28 protein-coding genes are annotated in these 23,216 nt (G+C 60.4%); 10 read left to right on the top strand and 18 right to left on the bottom strand.

What is annotated here, in order from left to right; genetic code table 11:
- Nucleotides 1-219 precede the first annotated feature (219 nt).
- The gene (locus M0D69_RS06695) at nt 220-579 is read left to right on the top strand and encodes a hypothetical protein (protein ID WP_301781274.1); all 360 of its coding nucleotides are present in this window, start codon (nt 220-222) and stop codon (nt 577-579) included.
- Between the two features lie 16 nt (nt 580-595).
- Here M0D69_RS06695 and M0D69_RS06690 read toward each other — a convergent pair whose 3' ends face one another.
- The 7 genes from M0D69_RS06690 to M0D69_RS06660 form a co-directional block, all read right to left on the bottom strand.
- The gene (locus M0D69_RS06690; RefSeq protein WP_301781273.1) at nt 596-1,141 is read right to left on the bottom strand and encodes a hypothetical protein; all 546 of its coding nucleotides are present in this window, start codon (nt 1,139-1,141) and stop codon (nt 596-598) included.
- Between the two features lie 240 nt (nt 1,142-1,381).
- Nucleotides 1,382-1,687 (bottom strand): BrnA antitoxin family protein, encoded by a 306-nt coding sequence (locus tag M0D69_RS06685; RefSeq protein ID WP_301781272.1) that lies wholly within the window; start codon nt 1,685-1,687, stop codon nt 1,382-1,384.
- The gene (locus M0D69_RS06680) at nt 1,674-1,940 is read right to left on the bottom strand and encodes a BrnT family toxin (RefSeq protein WP_301781271.1); all 267 of its coding nucleotides are present in this window, start codon (nt 1,938-1,940) and stop codon (nt 1,674-1,676) included. Before M0D69_RS06680 ends, M0D69_RS06685 begins: the two co-directional genes overlap by 14 nt.
- 166 nt (nt 1,941-2,106) lie before the next feature.
- Nucleotides 2,107-3,174, bottom strand: a complete 1,068-nt coding sequence (locus tag M0D69_RS06675; RefSeq protein ID WP_301781270.1) for an ABC transporter ATP-binding protein — start codon at nt 3,172-3,174, stop codon at nt 2,107-2,109.
- Nucleotides 3,175-3,188: 14 nt separating this feature from the next.
- A complete protein-coding gene (locus tag M0D69_RS06670; RefSeq protein ID WP_301781269.1) occupies nt 3,189-4,016 on the bottom strand; it encodes an ABC transporter permease in 828 nt (275 codons plus the stop codon).
- Complete coding sequence (locus M0D69_RS06665; RefSeq protein ID WP_301781268.1) at nt 4,013-4,960, bottom strand: ABC transporter permease subunit; 948 nt, start codon at nt 4,958-4,960, stop codon at nt 4,013-4,015. Before M0D69_RS06665 ends, M0D69_RS06670 begins: the two co-directional genes overlap by 4 nt.
- 122 nt (nt 4,961-5,082) lie before the next feature.
- On the bottom strand, nt 5,083-6,222 hold the full coding sequence (locus tag M0D69_RS06660) for an ABC transporter substrate-binding protein (protein WP_301781267.1): 1,140 nt from the start codon (nt 6,220-6,222) through the stop codon (nt 5,083-5,085).
- Nucleotides 6,223-6,688: 466 nt separating this feature from the next.
- Between M0D69_RS06660 and M0D69_RS06655 the strand changes: the two genes are divergently transcribed.
- A complete protein-coding gene (locus M0D69_RS06655) occupies nt 6,689-7,459 on the top strand; it encodes a DeoR/GlpR family DNA-binding transcription regulator (protein WP_301781266.1) in 771 nt (256 codons plus the stop codon).
- 10 nt (nt 7,460-7,469) lie between these two features.
- On the opposite strand, the gene M0D69_RS06650 is transcribed toward M0D69_RS06655, so the two are convergent.
- Nucleotides 7,470-9,143 (bottom strand): Na/Pi cotransporter family protein, encoded by a 1,674-nt coding sequence (locus M0D69_RS06650; RefSeq protein WP_301781265.1) that lies wholly within the window; start codon nt 9,141-9,143, stop codon nt 7,470-7,472.
- A gap of 185 nt (nt 9,144-9,328) precedes the next feature.
- Here M0D69_RS06650 and M0D69_RS06645 point away from each other — a divergent pair, with 185 nt between their 5' ends.
- The 4 genes from M0D69_RS06645 (at nt 9,329) to M0D69_RS06630 (ending at nt 12,755) form a co-directional block, all read left to right on the top strand.
- Nucleotides 9,329-10,012, top strand: a complete 684-nt coding sequence (locus M0D69_RS06645) for an HAD family phosphatase (RefSeq protein WP_301781264.1) — start codon at nt 9,329-9,331, stop codon at nt 10,010-10,012.
- Nucleotides 10,013-10,115: 103 nt separating this feature from the next.
- Entirely contained in the window at nt 10,116-11,393 is a 1,278-nt protein-coding gene (locus tag M0D69_RS06640; RefSeq protein ID WP_301781263.1) for a NupC/NupG family nucleoside CNT transporter, read from the top strand.
- 10 nt (nt 11,394-11,403) lie between these two features.
- Entirely contained in the window at nt 11,404-11,793 is a 390-nt protein-coding gene (locus M0D69_RS06635; RefSeq protein WP_301781262.1) for a cytidine deaminase, read from the top strand.
- Nucleotides 11,790-12,755, top strand: coding sequence for a nucleoside hydrolase (locus M0D69_RS06630; protein ID WP_301781261.1), 966 nt, complete (start codon nt 11,790-11,792; stop codon nt 12,753-12,755). The genes M0D69_RS06635 and M0D69_RS06630 overlap by 4 nt, the downstream gene beginning before the upstream one ends.
- On the opposite strand, the gene M0D69_RS06625 is transcribed toward M0D69_RS06630, so the two are convergent.
- Together M0D69_RS06625 and M0D69_RS06620 are read right to left on the bottom strand one after the other, a co-directional pair.
- Nucleotides 12,752-13,426, bottom strand: coding sequence for an alpha/beta hydrolase (locus M0D69_RS06625; protein WP_301781260.1), 675 nt, complete (start codon nt 13,424-13,426; stop codon nt 12,752-12,754). The genes M0D69_RS06630 and M0D69_RS06625 overlap by 4 nt on opposite strands.
- 16 nt (nt 13,427-13,442) lie before the next feature.
- Complete coding sequence (locus M0D69_RS06620; protein ID WP_301781259.1) at nt 13,443-13,832, bottom strand: MAPEG family protein; 390 nt, start codon at nt 13,830-13,832, stop codon at nt 13,443-13,445.
- A gap of 99 nt (nt 13,833-13,931) precedes the next feature.
- On the opposite strand from M0D69_RS06620, the gene M0D69_RS06615 reads away from it, so the two are divergent.
- Complete coding sequence (locus tag M0D69_RS06615; RefSeq protein ID WP_301781258.1) at nt 13,932-14,330, top strand: PPC domain-containing DNA-binding protein; 399 nt, start codon at nt 13,932-13,934, stop codon at nt 14,328-14,330.
- Here M0D69_RS06615 and M0D69_RS06610 read toward each other — a convergent pair.
- The 4 genes from M0D69_RS06610 to M0D69_RS06595 form a co-directional block, all read right to left on the bottom strand.
- Nucleotides 14,321-15,151, bottom strand: a complete 831-nt coding sequence (locus M0D69_RS06610) for a phosphatase PAP2 family protein (protein WP_301781257.1) — start codon at nt 15,149-15,151, stop codon at nt 14,321-14,323. The genes M0D69_RS06615 and M0D69_RS06610 overlap by 10 nt on opposite strands.
- Nucleotides 15,148-15,993 carry a metallophosphoesterase gene (locus M0D69_RS06605; protein ID WP_301781256.1) on the bottom strand — a complete coding sequence of 282 codons (846 nt, stop codon included), beginning with the start codon at nt 15,991-15,993 and terminating at the stop codon, nt 15,148-15,150. Before M0D69_RS06605 ends, M0D69_RS06610 begins: the two co-directional genes overlap by 4 nt.
- Entirely contained in the window at nt 15,990-16,904 is a 915-nt protein-coding gene (locus M0D69_RS06600; protein ID WP_301781359.1) for a diacylglycerol kinase family protein, read from the bottom strand. Before M0D69_RS06600 ends, M0D69_RS06605 begins: the two co-directional genes overlap by 4 nt.
- Before the next feature lie 390 nt (nt 16,905-17,294).
- Nucleotides 17,295-17,735, bottom strand: a complete 441-nt coding sequence (locus M0D69_RS06595) for a CBS domain-containing protein (protein ID WP_301781255.1) — start codon at nt 17,733-17,735, stop codon at nt 17,295-17,297.
- A gap of 297 nt (nt 17,736-18,032) precedes the next feature.
- On the opposite strand from M0D69_RS06595, the gene M0D69_RS06590 reads away from it, so the two are divergent.
- Nucleotides 18,033-18,995, top strand: a complete 963-nt coding sequence (locus M0D69_RS06590; RefSeq protein ID WP_301781254.1) for a chemotaxis protein — start codon at nt 18,033-18,035, stop codon at nt 18,993-18,995.
- A gap of 152 nt (nt 18,996-19,147) precedes the next feature.
- On the opposite strand, the gene M0D69_RS06585 is transcribed toward M0D69_RS06590, so the two are convergent.
- From M0D69_RS06585 to M0D69_RS06575, 3 genes are all read right to left on the bottom strand, one after another.
- Nucleotides 19,148-19,417, bottom strand: a complete 270-nt coding sequence (locus M0D69_RS06585) for a hypothetical protein (protein ID WP_301781253.1) — start codon at nt 19,415-19,417, stop codon at nt 19,148-19,150.
- Nucleotides 19,418-19,708: 291 nt separating this feature from the next.
- A complete protein-coding gene (locus tag M0D69_RS06580) occupies nt 19,709-20,146 on the bottom strand; it encodes a response regulator (RefSeq protein ID WP_301781252.1) in 438 nt (145 codons plus the stop codon).
- Between the two features lie 179 nt (nt 20,147-20,325).
- The gene (locus M0D69_RS06575) at nt 20,326-20,658 is read right to left on the bottom strand and encodes a hypothetical protein (protein WP_301781251.1); all 333 of its coding nucleotides are present in this window, start codon (nt 20,656-20,658) and stop codon (nt 20,326-20,328) included.
- Nucleotides 20,659-20,863: 205 nt separating this feature from the next.
- On the opposite strand from M0D69_RS06575, the gene M0D69_RS06570 reads away from it, so the two are divergent.
- Nucleotides 20,864-21,883 (top strand): transporter, encoded by a 1,020-nt coding sequence (locus M0D69_RS06570; RefSeq protein WP_301781250.1) that lies wholly within the window; start codon nt 20,864-20,866, stop codon nt 21,881-21,883.
- An 85-nt stretch (nt 21,884-21,968) separates the two neighbouring features.
- Here M0D69_RS06570 and M0D69_RS06565 read toward each other — a convergent pair whose 3' ends face one another.
- Nucleotides 21,969-22,436: a nuclear transport factor 2 family protein gene (locus M0D69_RS06565; RefSeq protein WP_301781249.1), complete on the bottom strand. Its 468-nt coding sequence runs from the start codon at nt 22,434-22,436 to the stop codon at nt 21,969-21,971.
- Between the two features lie 101 nt (nt 22,437-22,537).
- On the opposite strand from M0D69_RS06565, the gene M0D69_RS06560 reads away from it, so the two are divergent.
- Nucleotides 22,538-23,134: a TetR/AcrR family transcriptional regulator gene (locus M0D69_RS06560; protein WP_301781248.1), complete on the top strand. Its 597-nt coding sequence runs from the start codon at nt 22,538-22,540 to the stop codon at nt 23,132-23,134.
- Nucleotides 23,135-23,216 lie beyond the last annotated feature (82 nt).

Here is a 23,216-nt window from a genome sequence, read left to right as displayed (position 1 = left end):
CCTGAACAGAACGTTACGGTTAGCAACGGCTGTATAACGGCCTAGGTTGACGGGACTTAAGAAAAGTCTGGGAGTCTAGCCGTTCGGGAGGGGCGCGGCGGGCGTTTCTTACCGGTTTCGGTCGTTTCCTTCACACCAGAACGGGCGAGCGGTTAGCATCTTGGCTCCGATGCACGCCTTCGGGCGCCGCATTTATCATCGATAAAAAGGTTCTACCGTATGAAAAAGCAACGCCTCGCAGCGGCAGCCGTGACACTTACCGTCGCCGTCCTCGCCTTGAGCGCCTGCACGACACAATCCGATTCGCTGATCAAGACAGTGCCGGTCGGCTCGGGAACGTCGCATCTCACCACGCTGCCGTTCGTCGCTTGCGTGAAAGCGAAATGGGCCGCGCGGCCGCTGAAGATCGCCGAATACTCGCCGAGCGCAGACGGCGACGTCATCACCGTACACGGCGCGAACGGGCAAACCATGCTGATGATCGATGCGGAACCGTCGGCGACCGGCACGGGATATACGATCTACGGCGATATCATCAGCGCGTCCGCGTATGTTGCCGACGCCCACAAGTGCGACTAAACGCCGCGGGGCGGGATCAACTCGCGCCGCCCTTCAAGTCGGTGTAAGCCCGGTGTGTGCCCACGATCCGCCCGATGAGATATCCATCCGACGCACACGCGTTCACCCGCTGATCGCCGTTCCACACGATCTTGTACTGCTCATCCTGTAGCCGGATGGTGGAGGGATCGAACTGCTGCTGCGGCGGAGTGGCGGTCTTGCCGCCATCGCGCGCCTTTTCCATCACGAGACGATTCCACGTGTAGGCATAACCGTACTGGACACCGTCTGCGAAGGCGTCGAGATCGCATACCTGCTTCGGCGGGGTCATGGTGACCACGGTGTGGTAACCATTAGCGCCGCCGACATCAATGCGCTGTTCGCCGGGAACGCCGGAAGCATTGGCTTGCGCGGAGCGTTTCGAGGCAGGCTGAGGTTTGGCGGCCGCCACGGACGCGGTGGCCGCGCCCGGCAGCGAGTTGCCGGCGCTGCCGTCCGGCGGCAAGGGTGCACAGGCGCTGAAGAGAAGAATCGATGCGGCGAGGGAAACGCCTAAAACCCTGGAATGGCTGGTGAAAATCACGCTTTTGCTGTCCGTCTCAAAATAAACCGAGCACTACCTTAACATTTTGAGACGAAGGCGGAGAGTGTGTCGCGTTTGGAACGGATTTGGAACAGATTTGGGACGGATTCTTGAACGGCAGCGCCGCCAGGAAAAACAAGGGGTGTTCCGGCGCTGTGTTTGATTTGCCGGTTTGCAAGCGATGAAGAGAGGCGACCGGTCTCGCCCGCCCCTTTCGAACTGACGCGCCGGTCATTGTGTTCAAGCCGCCTGCAACGGATGCTCGCTCAGATAAGTGCGCAGCGCGTTGTTCATCCGCGTTTGCCACCCTTCACCGGTCGCGCGAAAAGCGGCAATCACATCCGCGTCGTAACGCACGCTGACCTGCTCTTTCCGATGCTCTTTCGGGGGCCGGCCCATGCGGCGTTCGGCCATCACCTCGGGGAAGGGACGCAGCGCCTTCATTTCTTGCGTTGACAGTGCCGCGGTGTCGGGATCGGCAGCGATACCGCGATTGATCGCGGCTTCTTCTTCCGGCGTGTTCCGCCTTAGTTTAGTTTTGCTCATAGTCGTGTATCGCCCGGTTATTTGCTTTTCGGAAGCTGATAACCCGCATGGTGTCGTCACGGGGTGTGAACGCCACGAGGTACAACCGGCCGCCGATAACTCCAAAGCCCTTGTCACGATCTTCGCCGTAATCGCGGCGTGTATCGGTCGCAATCAACAGGCTCGACCAGTCAAGATGAACTGCATCCGCCAGCGAGACGCCGTGCTTTTGCAAGTTGGCGGCGTCTTTCACGCGATCGAATGCAATTTCCATCTACTTATTGTAGATGCAAAAATGTTTGAGGGCAATTACTTTTTGTAGCCACAGAAAGTAATGCTTTGAAGATACGGCCCCGATCGCGGGGCGAAGAAAAAGCCGCTTGCACAATGCGCAAGCGGCCTTCTCTGAAACAGTGCGCCTACCTACCGTTAATTAACGATCAGGCACCCTCTTCCAGCACCAGCAGATTCTCATGCGAGAACCCGAGCGCCACGGGTTGTCCCCGCTCCGGCAATCGTCGATTCGGGTCGTTGAATACATCGAGTGAAATCACGGACTCATCCACGCGTGTCCTGATCCGCACCACCGCGCCGAGGAAGTTGACCTCCTCAACAGTCGCCGCGAGCGTATTGCGTCCGTTCGCCGGCGCCTCCAATACGATCGCTTCCGGCCGGACGGCAAGCATGCGCAGCTTGCCGGCGTCGCTGGAATTGAGTGCGTGCGAGGTCCGCAACTCCTGGCCACCGACCACGATCTTCCCGCTCGCCGGGTCCACCACCTGCCCCGACAACAGGTTCAACGTGCCGACAAACGACGCCACGAAGCGTGTGCGCGGAAAGTTATAAATCTCCGACGGCGTCCCGATCTGCTCCACGCGCCCTTCGTTCATCACCACGATACGGTCGGAAATCGACAGCGCCTCTTCCTGATCGTGCGTGACGAAAATCGATGTAATGCCAAGCTCGCGCTGCAGGTTGCGGATATCTTCGCGCAAGGAAACGCGTATCTTGGCATCGAGGGCGGACAGCGGTTCGTCGAGCAGCAGCACCTGTGGTTTGCTGGCCAACGCACGCGCCAGCGCCACGCGCTGCTGCTGGCCGCCCGACATTTGCCACGGATACCGGTCCGCGAGCTTGGGCAGCTTGATCAACGCGAGCATTTCCTCCACCCGCGCCTTGATCTCCGCCTGCGGCCGCCCCAACACCTTCAGTCCGAAGCCAATGTTGTCCGCCACCGTCATGTTCGGAAACAGCGCATACGACTGGAACACCATGCCGACCTTGCGTTGCCGCGTACGTACATGGGTCACGTCGCGGCCGCCGAGCTTGATCGTGCCGCGCGTGGGCGTTTCGAAGCCGGCAATCATTCGCAGCACCGTCGTCTTGCCGCAACCCGAGGGCCCGAGAAAAGTGATGAATTCGCCGCGTTCGATCTGCATATCGAACTGATGCAGCACGGTATTCGTGCCGAAAGTCTTGGAAAGGTTTTCGATCTCGAGAAGTGCCATGACAAGCCTGCCCTTTAAATTTTTTGTCCGGCGAGAGAGCGCGCCGAGCCGAAGACCTGAATAAGCCCCATCGAGGCCCACGTGATAGCGAACGCGATGATCGCGAGCGCCGAGGGTTCATACGCCCGGTTCGCACCGATCAGTTGCAGATACGGTCCGAACGCCGGACGGTTGAGCAGGCTCGCCAGCGTGAATTCGCCGATCACCACCGCGAAAGTCAGGAACGCACCCGACAAGATCCCTGAGCGAACATTCGGAAAGATGATCTTGAAGAGGATGGTCGGCCAGTTCGCCCCGAGGCATTCGGCTGCTTCGGTGAGCGAGCGGACATCGACGGCACGCAGGCCTGCATCGACGGATCGGTACATATAGGGCAAACACAGCGTGACGTAACCGCAGATCAGCAGGAAGTCCGTTGCGCGCTCGTTGCCGGTCAGCGGCAGGAACGAACTGCTGTTGTAGATATGCAGATAACCGAACACGATCACGATGGCCGGAATCACAAGCGGCAACAACGTGATGAACTCGATCAACGGACGCAGCTTCGGCAAGCGCAACTGCACCCAGTAGGCGGTCGGAACAACCAGCAGCACCCCAAGCACGATGGCGAATACGCCCATCATGATGGAATAGCCGAACGAGGCCTGGAAATGCGGGTCGGTGAGCACGACGCGGTAGGCGTCGAAGCTGTATTCACCGCGCCGCATCTTCAGGCTGAACTCCACTGTCGCGAACAGCGGCAGCAGGAAGTACAGCGTGCCGATCACCATCGCGATCCACGCGCCCGCCCGCGTCTGAGCCCGAACCTTGTTGTCCGGAGTGACTGTGGCAACGGTGCTCATCGACGTCCCCTTTCAGCGCGCGAACGCAGCCAGATATAACCGCCGTTGGACAATCCCGTCACCAGCACCATGCCTAGCGCGAGCGCATAGCCAAGATTTTCGTTGTGCAACACGTCACCGCGAATCTGCGCATACAGCACGATCGGCACGATGTTGAGCGAGCTGCCGGTGAGCGCATAAGCCGTTGCCACAGCGCCGAACGCGTTCGCAAACAGCAACAGTGTTGCGCCGAGCACGCTCGGCCAGAGCACAGGCAACGCAACGAACATCCAGTAGTGGTACGCACTGCCGCCCAGGCAATCGCACGCCTCGCGCCATTCGCGCTTCAGGCCGTCGAGCGCGGGCGTGATGATGAGAACCATCAGGGGAATCTGGAAGTACAGATAAGTCAGCGTCAGCCCTGTGAAGCTCAGGATGCTGAAGCCCGTGGAATACAGATTGATGCCGACGTACTTCTTCAGCAGCACCGTGACGAGCCCGACGCGCCCGAGCGTACAGATGAACGCGAATGCGAGCGGTACGCCCGCGAAGTTCGACGCCACGCCGGAGAACGTCATCAAGGTCGGACGAATCCACACGGGCAACTTGCCCTGCACGGCGGCCCAGGCGAGCAGCAGTCCGAGAAATCCGCCACCCAGTGCCGATGCCGCGCTGACCTTGAAGCTGATCCAGTAGGCATCGAGCACACTGGGCTGCAGCAGTTCGCGGAAATTACCCAGCGTGAAATGACCCTGCGCATCCTGGAATGCGCCGACCATCAGCCACGCGGTAGGCAGCAGCAAGAACAATACGGCAAACGCAAAAAACGGTAAGACGCCGAGATAATTCCACGCGGGCGACACGCGTCGCGCCGCCTTCGTGCCGGGGCCGAGCGACGGGTTCGACTGCTCCTCGCGCTCCTCATGTCCGGACATGGGCGTGGCGATCTTCGATGAAGTGCTCATGATGTCGCTCTTGACTGACAGGCGGCGCTGGGAACAAGCACAAAGCGCGAGCCGGAAGGGTAGCCGGACCTCAAGTCCAGCTACCCGTGCACTACGTTACTTCGTGTGACTACTTCAAGCAGTTACTTCACGTTGGCGCCGACCACCTGATCCCACTGCTTCGTGATGAGCGCCTTCGAAGCGTTCTGCTCGTCGAGCGTCGGGAACACCACGTTTTTGTACGCCGACGGCGGCGGCAACTTGGCGAGCAGCGCTGCCGGGATCTTCTTGTTGGCTTCCAGGTCCTTGAAGCGGATCGGATGGCAGTAACCCGTAAGCCAGCCAATCTGGCCTTCGTCCGAATACAGGTATTCCATCCACAACTTCGCCGCGTTCGGATGCGGTGCGTAAGCACTGATGCCCTGCACATAGACGCCGGCCACTACGCCCGTCTTCGGCACGACCACCGCCACCTTCGGATTGCCCTTCAGCGTATCGCGATCCGATAGCGCGTTGTAGTCCCAGCGCACGACGATCGGCGTGGTGCCCTGCGCCAGCGACGCCGCTTTGCCGATCACCGGCACGAAATTGCCATTCTTGTTCAGCGTACCGAAGTAGCTCAGGCCCGCAGCGCCGGCCTTCGATGCATCGCCCTTGCTCTGCGACAACCCGGCTGCGTACACGGCCTGAATGGCCTGATTGGCCGAACGCGGATCGCCCGCGAGCGCCACGGCATTCTTATAGTCGGACTTGAGCAGGTCGGGCCAGTCGGCGGGGACCTTGTCAATCATGTCGGTGTTTACTTCGAACGACAACACGCCGTAATAGTCGCCGTACCAGTAACCGTCCTTCTCCTTGGCCGAATCGGGAATCGTCGCCCAGGTCGACACCTTGTAAGGCTGCAGCAAGCCCGCGGCTTGTGCTGTCGGTCCAAACGACAACCCGACGTCGATCACGTCCGGCGCCTGCGGCCCCGTGTTGCCCTTGTTCGCCTTGATGGCTTCGACTTCGTCACCCGAACCAGCGTCCGGATTCAGTTCGTTTACCTGGATACCGTACTTCGCCTTGAAGCCCTCGATCACCGCGCCATAACCGCACCAGTCGTGCGGCAACGCGATCGTGGTCAACTGGCCTTCCTTCTTCGCAGCAGCGATGAGCGAAGCCGGCGGTGCCGCCACGGCTTGCCCCGCCACCGCGGTCAACGCGGCGATAGCTGCCGTAATGGATGCCTTGCCGCCAACCCGGCGAAATGTCGAGATCACTCGCAACCCGTCTTGATTCATGGTGTTTCCATCCTCTGCCTGCGTGCTTACGTTTTTGGAAAGTTGCGTGCTGCGTGGTTCCGAAACTTGTTTTAATGCGCACTCACATCTGGCGCGCACGCGACTCTGGCGGCCAAATGTTTAAGAACAATGACGACGGTGAAAAAGACAGCAATCCAGGACTATTTTCAGGCACTGCGGACAGTCGAAGGGAACTATCCGATAGTGTGACGGAGAGACTAAGTTCAAATACCCAAATTCGCAAGTATCCAAAAAAATGCAACATCGACAGCGCCGGTTCTTGTTAATCTTTCAGCTGGAATCTGCGATACATCCAGCCGCGGGGAGAGAATTAATATTGGCGACACACGGGCGACACATAGTTCGCTCACAAGATTTCAAGGGCTGCTGAACTTAAAGATCCGCTGAATCGGCGGCCCGGGGTTTTCACTAGTTTTAGCTCGACCTCAACCCTCAGGAATACAGCATGTGGCAGGAAGATCGTCATCAGAGAATTCGCGCGCTGCTCGCCACGCTTGAACGCGTGTCGACCGAACGCATCATGGCCGAACTCGGCGTGTCGCGCGAGACGGTCCGGCGCGACCTGGTGGATCTGGAAGCATTGGGTGAATTGCGGCGTGTGCATGGCGGCGTGACGCGCCCCGCTGATGAAGCGCCGATCGCAGAACGCAGCCACACGCACGTCAAGTCGAAGAACGCCATTGCACGCGCGGCCACCGCGCTGGTGAGCAGCGGACAAACTTTGTTCATCGACGCCGGCACGACCACCGCCATCCTTGCCGAGGAACTGGCCAAGCTCGCTAACCTGACCATCATTACCAACTCTATCGACGTCGCGCAGAAAATGCGGGCGACCGGCGAGAAGACCGACGCGAGCAACGAGATCATCCTGCTAGGCGGCTCGATCAGCGACCGTGCATTTGCCACGGTGGGCGGCACGACCGTAGCCGAGATTCTCCGATACCGCGCCGACCTCGCGTTGCTCTCGCCGGTCGCCATCGATCACCGGCATGGCGCGACCAATTTCGATCACGCTGAAACCGAAGTGGCGCGCGCGATGGTCGCGCATGCCGATCGCGTGGTGATCCTGGCCGACTACAGCAAGATCGGGCAGTGCAGCAGGATTGCGTTCTGCCCGATCAATCGCGTGGATACACTTATTACCAACAAGAAAGGCGCCGAAGGCCCGGCGCTGCTGTCGCTGCGTAAAAAGCTGCCGCAGGTGATTCTCGCCTGAGACGTGGTGTTTAAGCGCTGTCGTTGCCGTAGGTAGCGTCGAGCACACGACGACGCAGCCGAGTGTCGCGCAACGCACCGGCTGCATCGAGCACCGGGTACGCCGTCGAGCAGAACAGCGAGTTGAGGCGCTTGAGGTCGCTGATGATGTCGAGATGCAACGCGCTGGTTTCGATGCTGCGCGCGCTCTGCCCGGCCAGCCGGTCCAGGTGCGCATATGAATAACTGCGTTCGAGATCGCGGAACCTTTCCTTCTCTGCCAGCAGGCGCTCGGCGCTGCGCAGATCGCTGTTGAGAAACACGCTCAGGCCCAGTTGCAGAGTCAGGATCACGCGTGCATGCAAGTCCTCCAGCTCGGCCAGTCCCTCCGGCGAAAACGCCAGCCGGTGCATGATCTTCTTCTCCTGGATGTTGGTCACCACCCGCTCGATGATGTCGCCGGCATGCTCCAGATTGATCGTCAAGGTGATGATGTCGGTCCAGCGGCGGCTGTCCGCTTCATCGAGCTGTTCCCGTGAAATGCGCGCCAGATAGGTCTTCACGGCGGTATATAACTGATCGACGTCGTCGTCCATGCGGATGGTCGAGCGCGCCTTGGCCGGATCGTTGGCACGCATCAGCTCGATCAGGTTGTCGAGCATTGTGCGGATGATGTCGCCGATCCGCAGCGCTTCGCGCGCGGCATTCGCCAGCGCCAGAGTGGGCGTGGTGAGCGCGACGGGATCGAGATAGAGCGGCCGCAATTCCGGGTTCGCTTCGGGCCGGTCCGGCAACACGCGGTAACACAGGCGCGAGACGAGATCGATCAGCGGCATGCACGCGACGCATCGCACCATGTTGTAGACAAGATGGAACGTGATGACCGACTCGCGTGGATACGGGATCAACGCGCCAATTCCTTGCGCGATCCACGGAGCGAACGGCAGCACGATCAATGCGCCGGCCAGCTTGAACAGGACGTTGCCGAGTGCGAGGCGCCGGCCGGCCGGGTTTTGTCCCAGCGTGCCGATCACGGCAAGCAGGCCGCTGCCCAGGTTCGCACCAATCACCAGGCAAACGGCCACCTTCAGCGAAATCACGCCCGACGACGCCAGCGTCGCGGTCAGCAGGACCGCCGCGAGACTGGAATAGGAGATCATGGCGAAGGCCGCGCCCACCAGGGTGTCGAGCATGGAGTCGCCCGTCAGCGCCCCGAACATGACCTTCACGCCTTCGCCCTGCATCACGGGCTGCGCGGCTTCCACAATCAGATGCAGCGCCAGCAGGATCAGCCCCAGCCCGATGACCGTGCGCCCCACTTGGCCCGTGCGAGTCTGTTTGAACGATAGGAACGCGATCACACCGCCCAGCAGCAGAATGGGCGACAACCACGAGAGATCAAGTGTGAGTACGCGCGACATCAGCGCCGTGCCAACGTCCGCGCCAAGCATGATCGCGAGCCCGGGCGCGAGCGGCAGCAGGCCCTGCGCCGCGAAGGACGAAGCCAGCACGGCAGTTGCGTTGCTGCTCTGGACCAGGCTTGTCACACACAAGCCCGCGCCGAACGCCCTGAAGCGGCTGTTCGCGCTGCGTCCCAGCACGCGCCGCAATTCGGCGCCGAAGACCCGCAGGATGCCGGTCCGGACAATGTGCGTGCCCCATACCAGCAACGCCACGCCCGACAGAATATTCAAGAGAATCAACATGAGGCCGCGTCCGTTGTTCGTTCCGACTGTACTGCGATTCGTGCCATGATGCCACGCAAATGAGTTGTACAATTTTGCTTTGTTGTAGTTTTGGGTATTTAACTATACGATCGAATCGGGTTGCGCATCGTGCGCCGGACAGTGGGGTTCTGCGCACTTTTTACCGGTATTAAAGGACTATACGGATGAGTCGTACTCTGGCGCTGTTCGATCTGGATCACACGTTGCTGCCGCTGGATAGCGATCAGTCGTGGGCACGTTTCTACGCCACACTTGGTTTCGAGGGCAGTGCGGACCATGCGGAGGAAATCGATGCGTACTACCAGCAATACGTAGCTGGCACGCTCGACATGGACGCGTATCTGGGCCTGACGCTCGCACCGCTCGCATGTCATCCGCGCGCGCAGCTCGATACATGGCACGTGGCCTTCATGAAGACGGTAATCGAACCGGCCATCCGCCCTGAAGCGCTTGCGCTGCTGCGCCACCATCTCGACGCGGGGCACTTGTGCTGCATTGTTACCGCGACTAACGCGTTCATTACGGCACCTATCGCGAAGGCTCTTGGCGTCGAGCATCTGCTGGCCATCGAACTGGGCACTGAAGGTGACGATCCGCTCGGGCGTTATACCGGTCGCTCGGTGGGCGTGGTGACCTTCCGTGAAGGCAAGATCGTGCGGACCGAGCAATGGCTTGCATCGCAGGGATTGAAGCTGGACGACTTCGAGGCGAGCTATTTCTATAGCGATTCCGTCAACGACGTGCCCTTGATGGAGCGTGTCACGCATCCTGTTGCAACGAATCCCGATGCGAAATTGCGGGTGATTGCTGCTGAGCGCAACTGGCCGGTAGTCGAGCTGTTCGCGTAGAGGTTCTACAGGCGGCGGCAGGCGCAATCGGCCGCCCTATTCTCTAAACCCCACACATGGCGTAGCATCCGGCCATTCCTCTGATAAACATGAATCAAGAGACATGGCCCTGATCGTACGCAACCTGCTAGGCATCGCCGTACTGCTGCTCATCGCTTTCATCTTCTCTACCAATCGCCGCGGCATTCGCCTGCGCACCGTCTTACCCGCGCTGCTGGCGCAGGTCGGCATCGGCGCATTCATCCTGTTCGTGCCCATCGGCAAAAGCGTGCCCTCGGCCGCAGCAGCGGGCATCAATCACGTGCTCGGCTACGGCAACGCAGGAATCGAATTCCTGTTCGGCGGCCTCGTTCAATCGAAGATGTTCGAACTCTTCGGCAACGGCGGCTTCGTCTTCGCCGTACGCGTGCTGCCCGCTATCATCTTCGTGACCGCATTGATCTCGGTGCTCTACTACCTCGGCATCATGCGCTGGATCGTGAGTGTGCTTGGCACGATCTTCCAGAAGCTGCTCGGAGTGTCGAAGATCGAATCGTTCTCGGCGGTCACCACCATCTTCCTCGGCCAGAGCGAAATGCCCGCGGTCGTGAAGCCGTTCGCGCGCAACATGACAAGCGCGGAACTGTTCGCCGTGATGTCGAGCGGCATGGCGGCAGTCGCGGGTTCGGTACTCGCGGGTTATGCGGGCCTCGGCGTGAAGGTGGAATACCTGCTCGCTGCGTCGTTCATGGCAGTGCCGGGTGGACTGCTGTTCGCCAAGATCATCCATCCTTCAACCGAAGCCAGCCGTGTCACGCTCGATAACCTGAACTTCGACGAAAAACGCCCGGCGAATGTGATCGAAGCAGCGAGTTCCGGTGCGACCGTCGGCCTGAAGATCGCGGTCATGGTCGGCGCCATGCTGATCGCGTTCGTCAGCCTGATCGCGTTACTTAACGGTATTGTGGGCGGCATCGGCGGATGGTTCGGCGACCCCAATTTGTCTATGCAATCCGTGCTCGGCGCCGTGTTCGCACCGCTCGCGTATCTGATCGGCGTGCCGTGGGATCAGGCCACGCTCGCCGGCAACTTCCTCGGTCAGAAACTTATCCTCAACGAGTTCGTGGCCTACGCGTCGCTGTCCCCGTACTTGAAGGACTCCGCCAGCGTCGCCGCGGCTGGATTGCAGGTGCTCGATCCGCGTACCATAGCGATCTTGTCGTTCGCTCTGTGCGGTTTCGCAAATTTCTCGTCGATCGCCGTGCTGACCGGCGGCTTCAGTGCGGTCGCGCCCGAGCGGCGCTCGGAAGTGGCGCGCTACGGCCTGCGCGTCGTGCTCGCGGCCACACTCTCGAACCTGATGAGCGCGACCATCGCGGGGATGTTCCTGACGCTGAATTAAGGAGAAGATCATGACGATGGAGCAGTTGCTCGAACGCGCGAAGAACGCACGCGAACACGCCTACGCCCCCTATTCCAGGTTCAAGGTCGGCGCCGCCTTGCTCACGAAAGACGGCCGCGTTTTCGATGGCTGCAACGTCGAGAATGCGTCGTATGGATTGTGCAATTGCGCTGAACGTACGGCGTTTTTCAGCGCGATCGCCGCGGGTTACGCGCGTGACCAGTTCGCGGCACTTGCGGTGATCGGCGACACGGATGGACCCATCGCGCCCTGCGGCGCGTGCCGTCAGGTAATCATTGAACTGGGCGGCCCCGAGTTGACTATTCGCCTCGGCAATCTGAATGGCGCGATCCGCGACACTACCGCCCGCGAACAACTCCCGGACGCGTTCTACCTATGACAATCCATAAGGTTATCTACGACACGGATCCCGGTGTCGATGACGCCATGGCGCTAGTGTTCCAGGCGCTGCATCCCGAGATCGAACTGCTTGGCATCACGAGCGTGTTCGGCAACGCGACCATCGATACGACCACGGCCAACGCGGTCTATCTGCGCTCGCGTTTTGCGCCCGGCGTGCCGGTGGCGCGTGGTGCGGCAGCGCCGTTGCATCGCGCGCCGCCTGCACCGCTCGGCTGGATCCACGGCGACAACGGTCTCGGCAATATCGAACTGAGCGAACCCGCCGATACTTCGCTCGACGCGCGCCCGGCACATGAGTTCATCGTCGATACAGTGCGCGCACATCCCGGCGAAGTGACGCTGATCGCGGTCGGTCCGCTGACGAATCTTGCGCATGCGCTGGAAGCCGGCCCGGACATCGCCCGGCTAGTGAAGCAAGTCGTCATCATGGGCGGTGCATTTGGCATCGCGGGCGTGCTCGGCAACGTGTCGCCCGCCGCCGAAGCCAACATCATGTGCGATCCCGATGCAGCGGATATCGTGCTCGGCGCTGCGTGGCCGGTGACACTGGTTGGCCTCGACGTCACGCAAGACACGATCATGCCAAACGAATGGCTTGCAACGATTCGCGATGGCGCGGGCGACGCCGGCCGTTTCGTGTGGGACGTGTCGCGTCATTACGCGCAGTTCCATCATGACAGCGCCGGACTTGAAGGCATCTACGTCCATGATGCGTCGGCGGTGGCGTACGTGCTGGCTCCGCATCTCTATACCGTGCGCAAGGGTCCGGTGCGCGTTCTGACCAGCGGTATCGCGACCGGTCAGACGATACAAAAACCCTCGACCATGCGCGTTCCCGCGCCGGACTGGGACGAACGTCCGGCGCAGTCGGTCTGCATTGGCGTGGATGCCCCAGGCATGCTCGAGTTGTACAAAAACACCTTGTTCAAGGCATTTTAACCGCGCAGCTTGTCGCCCAGCCACACTCGCAAGGCCTCGACTTCCTCGGCGCAAACCGAGTGCTGCATCGGGTACGTATGCCACTCCAGCTTGCAGCCATGCGCAAGCGCAAAGTCGCGGCCCTGGGTGGCCAGCTCGATCGGTAACACCGGATCCTGCGTGCCGTGCGCGGCGAAGATCGGCGTGTCGCGGTTCGCCTCGCTGAACGCCGCATCGATCAAAGCAGGCGACGGCACGTAACCGGACAGTACGATGAGTCCCGCCAGTTTCTCGGGGTGCGTGAGCCCGGCCGTGTAAGTCATCGCTCCGCCTTGCGAGAATCCCGCCAGGAATATCTTCGAGGTCGGAATACCGCGCTCGTTCTCACGCGCGATCAGTTCGCGAATCCGCTCGCACGATACCTTCAACCCGCCTTCATCAACGCGGCGGTTGACGCCTTCGAACGACAAGATGTCGTACCACGCCCGCATCACATAACCGTTGTTGCCGGTCACAGGCATTTCGGGGGCATTCGGAAAAACAAAGCGCACGCCCGGCAAATCGCCCAGACGCAGCTCGGGCACGAGCGGAATGAAGTCATTGGCATCGGCGCCCAGGCCGTGCATCAGGATCACGGCGAACTCGGGATTCGGCGCGGTTTCCACGTCGATCGTGGCAAGCAAAGCGGTCATTGACTGGACTCCGGTTTCAGATGATAGGAACGAGGACGAGAAGGATACCGAAGAGCGACACGAGCCATACGAGCGAGCGCAGGAACGGAACCCCGGCCGCATACAAGGGCAGGTAGACCACGCGCGCGATGATGTACAACCACGCGCCCCACAGCGTCAGCGTGCCTTCGCGGCCAGTCAGATGCGCAATCAGGATGGCGATGGCGAACACGGGCAAGGTCTCGAACAGGTTGCTCTGCGCACGCATCAGCCGGCCGGTCAGCTTGCCGACTGGCGGTCCGGGTTGGTCCCGGGGACCGCCATTGTGACCAAGGCCCGTCTCGCGGCTTCGAATCACCGATGGCAGCAGCACCTGAATCAGGGCGAGAACAAGCGCCCAGGCGAGGATGTGAAGTTCTGTCGTCATGGGAAATGTCAGTTTGAGTGCATGAATTCAGGGGGCTTTGCGTGAACCGGGATCATCATGCCATCATTGAAGCATCGCGTACCCCGTGGACATTCACTTATGCAAACACTTCCCGTGCGTCTTGTTCCGGGCGACGACTTGCGCGGCGCGCTTGAAGCCATTGCGCGGGACAGTCCGATTGGCGCTGCGTTCGTGATGCAGGGCATCGGCAGCCTGAGCGTTGCGAACCTTCGCTATGCCGGTCTCGATCAACCAACCCGGCTCACAGGCGACCTCGAAATCCTCACGCTCGCAGGTTCTCTTGCTGCCGACGGCGCGCATCTCCACATGGCCGTCTCCGATGCCCAAGGCCACGTGTCCGGCGGCCATGTATCGGCGGGTTGCATCGTGCGAACGACGGCGGAAATCCTGCTCGTTCGCCTGGCCGGCTTCCGCTTCTCACGCGAGTTCGATCCCCGCACCGGCTTTCCCGAACTGTCGATCCACCCTCAGGCCTGACGCCGCGAAGGCCAGTACCTGCGCGTCAATTCGATGCTCAAGATACACGCCACCAGCCAGAGCGTTCCCAACGCAAAGCCCGCCAGCACGTCGCTCGCAAAGTGCACGCGCAAAAATACGCGGCTGCTCGCGGTCGTGAACGCAATGACCGTGGCAGCGATGACTGTCGGCAAGCGCCAGCCTTCCGGCAAGACGCGCACCAGCACATACGCAATGATGCCGTACGTGACGAGAGAGCCCGATGAATGGCCACTTGGAAAACTCCATCCGCTGGCGGTGGCGATCGATTGATCATGCACTGGACGCACACGTTCGAAGACATGCTTCAAGGTGTTGTTGAGCAGGCCGTTGCCGACTATTGCGAGCACAAAACCAAGGGCGAGCGCGTACTTTCGCTGCACCGTCAGGATGGCTGCGCCGAGCACGCACCAGATGCCGAGCAGCCATGCATCGCCGAGATGCGTGATCAGCGCGAACGTCCGGATCATGCCGATTGGAACAGCGCTCGCGATGCCGTCGGCAAAAGCCTGATCGACACGGCCAAGTGTTTCGCCTACGCCGATTTCGTCGGCAATTGCGGCGAACAACGCACCCGCTCCAACGATGACGCCAAAGCTCACCGCGAGGTGAATAACCAGCAGAACCTTGTGCGACGGACCGCCTTCTTCGCGTGGCATACCATAGCGATGCACGATCCCCCAGACACTGAGTACCACGACCATCACAAGAACCAGCGACACCGCAAACAACAAAACTGCGTGCTCGCCCGCCAGATACGCCACGCTAACCAAACCGGCGTACGGCTCGTCAATCTGTTTCATAAAACCGTCGCTAAAGAAGTCTTGAGTGACTGAGTATCCAAGTCCAGTTCGTGTTGCACGACAGATTCAAACGATGCGCGCGCCTGGTTGAAATCCCAGCGCGCAACGCTCACGTGGCGCGCGTCCGTACGCGATGCGTCGTAGTAGATCACATTCACCGAATTGGGCACGGCGCCACGCACGCGCGAGGACAACGACGTCCCCGCCTGCACCGCCCACATCTGACGCGGCAGGTCCTTGTACGCAACGTGCAGGGGTGAAACATAAGGGAGATGAATATGGCCGCCCAGGATCAGGTCCGCGCCCGCCTGCGACCAGCGTTCGATCGCATGTTCGCGGCCGTGCAACAGGTTCCTGATGTCATTGGCGCGTGCAGCCACCACCGGCTGATGTGTCACGACAACGCGCAATTGCTGCGGCGTGGCGCGTTCGAGCCGGCGTCCCACGCGCTCGACCTGCTGCACCGATACTTCGCCATCCTTATGACGATACGCCCGCGTCGAATTGACGCCGATCACCAGCAACTCCGCCGATTCGAACACGGGTTCGAGATCGTAACCGAACACACGGCGATGGTTCGCATAGGGATGCGCCACACGGGCGAAAAGATTGTAGAGCGGAATGTCATGATTGCCCGGCACGACAACAAACGGCGTCGCATCGAATCGGTCAACAAACGCGCGCGCTGCATTGAATTGCGTACGCCGTGCGCGCTGTGTGATGTCGCCGGACATCACCACGAGGTCGGGCCGCAGGGTAGTGGCGAGACGCAGCAATGCTTCCACGACCGGCGGTTGTTCGGTGCCAAAGTGCGGATCTGAAATCTGGAGCAACAGGGTCATGAGCGATTTGCGTTGGCCACTTCGGCCTCGGGCTTGAGCAGGAATAGCGGCTCCGGGGCGACACGAAATTCGAGCGGCATGTTGAGCCAGGTTATTTCGCCATCGGTGGCTACCTTGACGGGCCGGCTGCGCTTCGACGCACGCGTCACCGTGATGCGCTTGAACGCGAAGCTGATCACGTTGTCCGCGTCGCTCATCCTGCCCGCCGCGCCCCGCAACGTGAGGACGAGTTGCGCAAGCCGCCCGATTGCCCGCGGTGCGATGGCGGCGAGCAAACCGCGTTCCAGCAGCGGCGCTTCCGCCATGCCGATTTGTTCAAGCTGCAAGCGATTGTTGCCGACAAAGAGCGTTGAAGTCCGGACCTCTTGCATTGTGCCATCGTGCTCGATGTGCAGGCGCAATTGACGGTGCGGGCGCAGCAGCGTCATGGCTGCGGACCAGAGCGCGATCAGGCGGCTGCGGCCAAATTGCCGCTTGTAGATCTCGCGGTCTTCCAGCAGCTTCGGATACAAACCGAGACTCGCGTTGACGAGGAACATGCGGTCATTGACGAAGCCGACCTGCACCGGAAACGCTCGCGCGGTGAGCAGCAAAGGAATCGATTCGGCCGGATCGGCGGAGATGCCGTGGTCGCGGCTGAAGTAGTTGAACGTACCACTCGGCAGCACGGCGAAAGCACACCCGCTGCCGAGCACCGCTTGCGCCACCGCACACAGCGTGCCGTCGCCGCCTGCACCGACCACCACGCCGTTTTGCGCTTTCGCGTCGCGCACGGCTTGGCGGGCGGTATCGGCAAGCTGGGAAGGTTCCGCGACTACGCGAATCTCAAACTTGCGCCCGGCCCGGCCCAGTGTCTCTTCCAGTGCCGCACGTGTTTCGTCGCTTTGCTTGCGCCCCGAGCCCGCGTTCATCACGATAAAAAACGGTGCATCGGCAGCGATGGTGCGTGGCGCATGGCCACTGGAACCGGCAACCGAAGATGACGTGAAAAGCTCGGCGGGCTTCACTAATAGCGCTCCTCTCAGGTCGGATTGAGTGTTACTCGGCGATGAATCGGGCGCATCGAAGTCAGGCCCATGCGCAGTACCTGACAATTATAACAATCAGCTTACAGATTGATTGGCCGAACGAACGCGATGCGGGGACGCGCGCTGGAGCCTTAAAAGAGGAAGGACTTTGAACAACACGAGTTGACACCCGCTGCATTGGCGCGATGCACACGCAGCGGCACAAACAAAAACACAAACAACAAAAAACACAACGCGGCGTTCCTACGCCGCGTTGCGTCCCTCCCGGGCGAGCTACACGTGCTCGCCTCGTATATATCCCTCGAGCTGATGAATCGTGAACTGCTGCTCGGAGATAATATTTTTCACCAGGTCGCCGATTGAAATCATTCCCACCAGCTTCTCTCCATCGATCACAGGCAAATGCCGCATGCGCCGCTCGGTCATTAACGCCATGCAGTCGTCCGTGGTCTGGTCCGGCCGCACGAAACGCACCTGCGCCGTCATGATCTCGCGCACCGGCGTCTGCCGCGAAACACGGTCCATCAGCACGACTTTGCGCGCGTAGTCGCGCTCGGTCACGATGCCGACGATCTCTTCGCCGTGGGTCACGATCAGCGCGCCAATGTACTTCTCCGCCATCATCGCGATGGCCTCGTAGACCGATGCCGTGTCGGCGATCGTAAAGACGGTGTGATCGGATTTCGAATTAAGAACTTGTGCGACTGTTGCCATCGAACGCCTCCGTTGAACCGCGCGACGCCTGCCGGCTGGCGGGCGTTCCTGTGCCTTACATCCGCATTACCCAGCCCATTCAAAAAGTATAGGCCAGACGCCTGCTGCGTGAACGCTGGAAAACACTGCTTTTTACGCGTCTGAGGGTCTATCCCGATGCCGCCGGATGTGTGACGGACCCGGCCTGAAACGGTCCCGTCATAAAGCATCGAAAAATGCTTCAGTTTCCCGACGCCGCGCCGCTAATCAGGAACCGGCTACTAAGAAGCCCGGCATAAATCGATCAGGAGAACCACCTTGAGCAGTTCACAACACGATATCGAACAGCGGGTTCGACTCGCCGGCAACAACATGTTCGAACTGCTCCTGTTCCGCCTGGGCGAAGCACCGGACTCCGAACAACGCGAGCTATACGGTATCAACGTGTTCAAAGTGCGCGAAATCCTCGCGATGCCAACGATCACCATGGTCGCCGGCGCAAACGAGGAGATTCTCGGCGTAGCCGATATCCGCGGTCAGATCATCCCTGTGATCGACCTGGCGAAAGTCACGGGCTGCCGGCCGAAAAACGGTCCGAAGATCCTGCTGGTTACGGAATTCGCGCGCACGACGCAAGGTTTCGCCGTCGAGGAAGTCGACGACATCGTGCGGCTGGAATGGAATCAGGTTTTGTCGGCGGAATCGCATTCGAGCGGGGGGACCGTGACGAGTTTCGCGCGCCTCGATGGCAACGTGGACGGCTCGCGGCTCGCGCAAGTGCTTGACGTCGAACAGATTCTGCGCGACGTCTTGCCCTCGACGGAAGTGGAAATCGACGAATCGAGTACCGGCCGGCTGATTCTGAAACCCGGCACCAAAGTGCTGGCTGCAGATGATTCCGGTGTCGCTCGCAGCCTGATCGCGCAAAGCCTGAACGCGATGGGCGTGTCGTTCATCATGACCAAAAGCGGCCAGGAAGCGTGGAATGTGCTGGAAGACTTGCAGCGCAAGGCGGAAAAGCACGGCGGTTGTGCCGCCGACGAAATCGCGCTCGTGCTGACCGATCTGGAAATGCCGGAAATGGACGGGTTCACGCTGACGCGCCGCATCAAGGCGAACGCCGGAATGCAGGCGATTCCCGTTGTGATCCACTCGTCGCTGTCGGGGTCTGCAAACGAGGAGCACGTGCGCAAGGTGGGCGCCAACGCTTACGTCGCCAAGTTCGCCGCGGGGGAACTGGCGACCGTGATGCGCGATGCGCTCAAGCTGACGGGCACCTGAAGCGGTCTTTCTCCACGCTTCACGCTTCGCTCGCAAACACAAACGCCCGCTGAACTTTCGTTCAGCGGGCGTTTGTGCGTTACCCGGTCATCAAGCTTGGCGCGTTCACGACGGCACGCGTACTGCCGGCCGTGCGCGTAGGAGCTCGAAAATTACTGACCGAAGAAAACAGCTTGCGACTTGCTGGTGCGATCGTTGCTCGAACCCGATTGCGACACCGTCGTCTTCGCGCCACCGTAGGCGTTCACGTCAGCGTTGTTGTTTTGAGCAGCGATAGTTTGCACGTTCATACCTTGTTGCGAAGCCGGTGCGCCAACCTGCGGACGATACGAAGGTGCCGGGCCGTAGCCGCTGGCAAATGCCGGAACAGCGATAGAAGCGGTAGCGGCGATAAGTAACGATGCGAGAAGATTCTTTTTCATGATGAGCTCCGATATACGTTGGGACGTTCGACTGGTTCATATGGCGTCGCAGCGATCAAACTTTGCGTCGGGGGCTGCTTCGTCGATGAAATGCAGTGTATACCCCTACTATCGGTTTTTTATCCCCATAAACTTCAATACACTTTTCGGGATAGACCAATAATGGGGTGGCGTCCGCATCGGCTAAAAACGGCGCGCGCGGGCCTGCAAAAGGCTCACGCGGAAGTTGGGGCAAGCAAGATTTTTTGGGGGTCGAAACCTGTCGAAGCCAACTAATCTTCGATCAGGCAATCAATGAACCTGGACGAGCCGGCTGATCAGGTCCACCAGCACACCGGGCGCGTTGCCCTTCTGGCAGTAGCCGTCGAACCCTGCGTGCAGGCCTTTCGAGCGCACGTAATCCTCTCCCAGCGCCGTAAACGCAATGATTCCGGCATTTCGAGTGGGAGAAATCCGGCGCAGAACCCGCGCGGTCGCAAAACCGTCGTGCTCCGGCATGCTGATGTCGAGTACCACGACGTGCGGCACCCAGCCATCAATAGCCTGCAGCGCGTCCACGCCGCTCAGTACATAACGCGCGTCGCAACCGTCCGCGTTCAGCGCCGCGGCCAGGCCTTCGGCGCTGGCAGCGTTGTCGTCGACAACCAGGATTCGCCAGCGCTCGGCGTCGGCGTCAACGTTGCGGTTGGTCCACAACACGCAGCTTGGGGTAGAGGAGACTGAAACCATGGCCGCTCAGAATTATGCATGTGCAGCAAAACCAGCATTTTCCGCGCCATGCTGGGCACATCTTGCGAGCGGCTTGCGTCGGCGTAATGAAAAAACCGCCAGCTCTCTTGTCCGATAAAGCCTGACGCACTTAAAACCGGCGCCTCGACGGCTTGCCCGGACAGCGCACTGGCCGCGCTTCAGGCTTTGGTTTTGATCTTTTTGCCGGGAGATTCGTCCGTCGAGCGTAGTTTTGCATTCGCCGATACCAGCAAATTCGCATCGACCTGATTCAGCGCGCGTTCGAGTCCGTCCAGCGCGTCGCGCAAGGTGCGCTTTTGCGTCTTGTTCAGCGGCTGCGGCCCGGATTCCGCCACCAGCTTCGCTTCCTTTTCCAGCCGCTTCAGCAATTTGTTACCCAGACGGCTGTCGATAGCCTGCTCGCCCAGCAATTCGACGATGCTCGTCGCGAGCCGCGTCAGTCCATCTGCCGTGGTTTGCGTAGGTTCGTCCTGCTCGACGCGATCTTCCATATGTGTCCCCGATGAGGCGAAAAGGGTCGGGCTACGCCTGACAGCCTTCTCGCGCCGCGCGAGTCTACCCAGAAGGCGTGACAGCCAAAAGTATTTCCAATGACACGCGGCATTTCTCCAACAGTAACGCAAATCCGGGCGACCGTCGTTTGATTCCAGTTGTGCGGCGGGGACAATCGAACTCCAAATTACCTTTCAATTGCCGATGACCACTGCCCTGCCCTACGCCTCCGATTTTTCCGGCATCGTGTGCGGCTTTCATTTCGTGCCAGACTCGGCCGGCGTTCCGATCGACTCCTCCGGTGCGCTGGAGTGGCTGGCGCAATCCAGCGCAGAACGTGCGGTAAACGATTTTGTCTGGCTGCACTTCGACCTGGCGAACGGCGCAAGCGAACGCTGGATGCGCACGCAGCTCGACCTGCCGGACGCCTTCTTCGAAACCCTGCGCGAAGGCTCGCATTCCACGCGGATCGAACATCAGGAAGGCGCGCTGCTCGCCGTCATCAACGACGTGATGTTCAATTTCGACATAACGCCGTCCGAGATCGCGACGTTATGGGTCTACACCCGCGAAAAACTGCTCGTCACCGCGCGGCTAAAACCGCTGCGCTCCATCGATACGCTGCGGGAATCCGTACGCAGCGGAGAGGTCTTCAGGTCGACAGCCGAGTTGCTCATTCATCTGCTGCGTGACCAGGCCGATCTGCTTGTGCAGATCGTGCGGCGCACGAGCATTGATATCGACCAGATAGAAGACCGTTTTCTCTCGATGCGCTCTCCCGCCACCCGCTCTGAACTCGGTGCGTCGCGGCGTGTGCTCGTGCGCTTGCAGCGTTTGCTCGCGCCCGAACCTGGGTCGATTTTCCGGTTGCTGGCACGGCCGCCGCACTGGCTGGAAACGCTCGACCTGCAGGATCTGCGCGATGCCACCGAGGAATTTTCGCTGGTGCTGGGCGATCTGGCCGGGCTCGTCGAACGCATCAAGCTGCTGCAGGAAGAGATCGCCGCGCGTATGGACGAGCAGAGCAATCGCACGCTTTTCACGCTGACGCTGGTCACCGTACTGGCGCTGCCGATCAATATAGTCGCCGGCATTTTCGGCATGAATGTCGGCGGGATTCCGCTCGCCGAAAACAAGCACGGTTTCTGGGTGATGATGGCGATCGTCGCGAGCTTCACCGTGCTGGCGGGATGGTGGGCTTTTTACCGGCGGCGAGGCAAGTAGCATTCCGGCAGTCAATCGATGCAATCCGTCTTCGTGAGCGATGAAGGGGCAGCGAAGATCGATGAGACTGCCGGCCACGCGCCAATCAAAAACCCAGGTCGCTCAAGCCCGGATGATCGTCTGGACGCCGGCCCAGCGGCCAGTGGTATTTCCGCTCCGACTCATTGATCGGCAAGTCGTTGATGCTCGCGTGCCGAAAGGTCATCAAGCCCGCTTCATTGAACTCCCAGTTCTCGTTGCCGTAGCTGCGGAACCAGTTTTTCGAATCATCGTGCCATTCGTAAGCAAAACGCACCGCAATCCGCGATCCAGTGAACGCCCATAGTTCCTTGATCAGCCGATAGTCGAGTTCACGCGCCCACTTTCGAGCCAGGAACGCTTCCACTTCCGCACGTCCCGACACAAACTCCGCACGGTTGCGCCAGCGCGTGTCTTCGCTGTAGGCCAGCGCGACGCGCTTCGGGTCGCGGGAATTCCAGCCGTCTTCCGCGAGACGGACCTTTTGCCGGGCAGTTTCGGCATCGAATGGCGGGAACGGCGGTTTGCCTTCCATGACGTTTCCTTTTGATCGTGGATTGTTGATTGGCGGTAGACAAGTCTGTCTACTTCGCCACTCTAGCGCAGGGAGACAGACCTGTCTACAATGACGAAATCATGGATATAACCACTCCCGACGCGGACCTCTCACCCGCTGAGCGCATTCTCGTCACCGCCCACGCGCTGTTCTATCGCGACGGCATTCGCGCGACCGGAATCGATCGTGTGATTGCGGAATCGGGCGTCGCCAAGAAGACGTTTTATCGCTACTATCCGGCGAAAAACGATCTGATCGTGGCATTTCTGGAATATCGGCATCGCAACTGGATGACGTGGTTCGAAGACGCGGTCCAGCGTCATGGCGCGGATGCAGATGCGCTGGTCCCGGCGCTGGCGGAATGGTTCGAGAGCGATGTGTATCGCGGCTGCGCGTTCATCAACGCAGTGGTGGAAGTGGGTGGGACCTTGCCCGAAGCCGTCGATATCTCACGACGTCACAAGCTGGACATGGCCGCGGTCATCAGGACGCTGTTGCCTGCATCGTCGAGAACCGCGAAGGCCGATGCGCGGGCATTGGCGATGGCGGTGGACGGAGCCATCGTGGGCGCGCAGTTCGAAGACTCGCCCGAGGTGGCGTTGAAATCACTGGCGCGCGTGGTCAAAGCAATTACGGATACCGCAGCCTGTGCAAAAACGTCACCGCGCAATCCATAGCGCTTGACTCGCAAAAAACGAGGCCGGTCCAACTCGCGTTGGACCGGCCTCGCTGTCTCGACACGCGGCGTTCCCCGCTATG

The sequence above is a fragment of the Caballeronia sp. SEWSISQ10-4 2 genome (genome assembly GCF_030464885.1).
In the GTDB taxonomy this organism is placed as follows: domain Bacteria; phylum Pseudomonadota; class Gammaproteobacteria; order Burkholderiales; family Burkholderiaceae; genus Caballeronia.
This window is presented reverse-complemented; position numbering and strand designations above follow the sequence as displayed.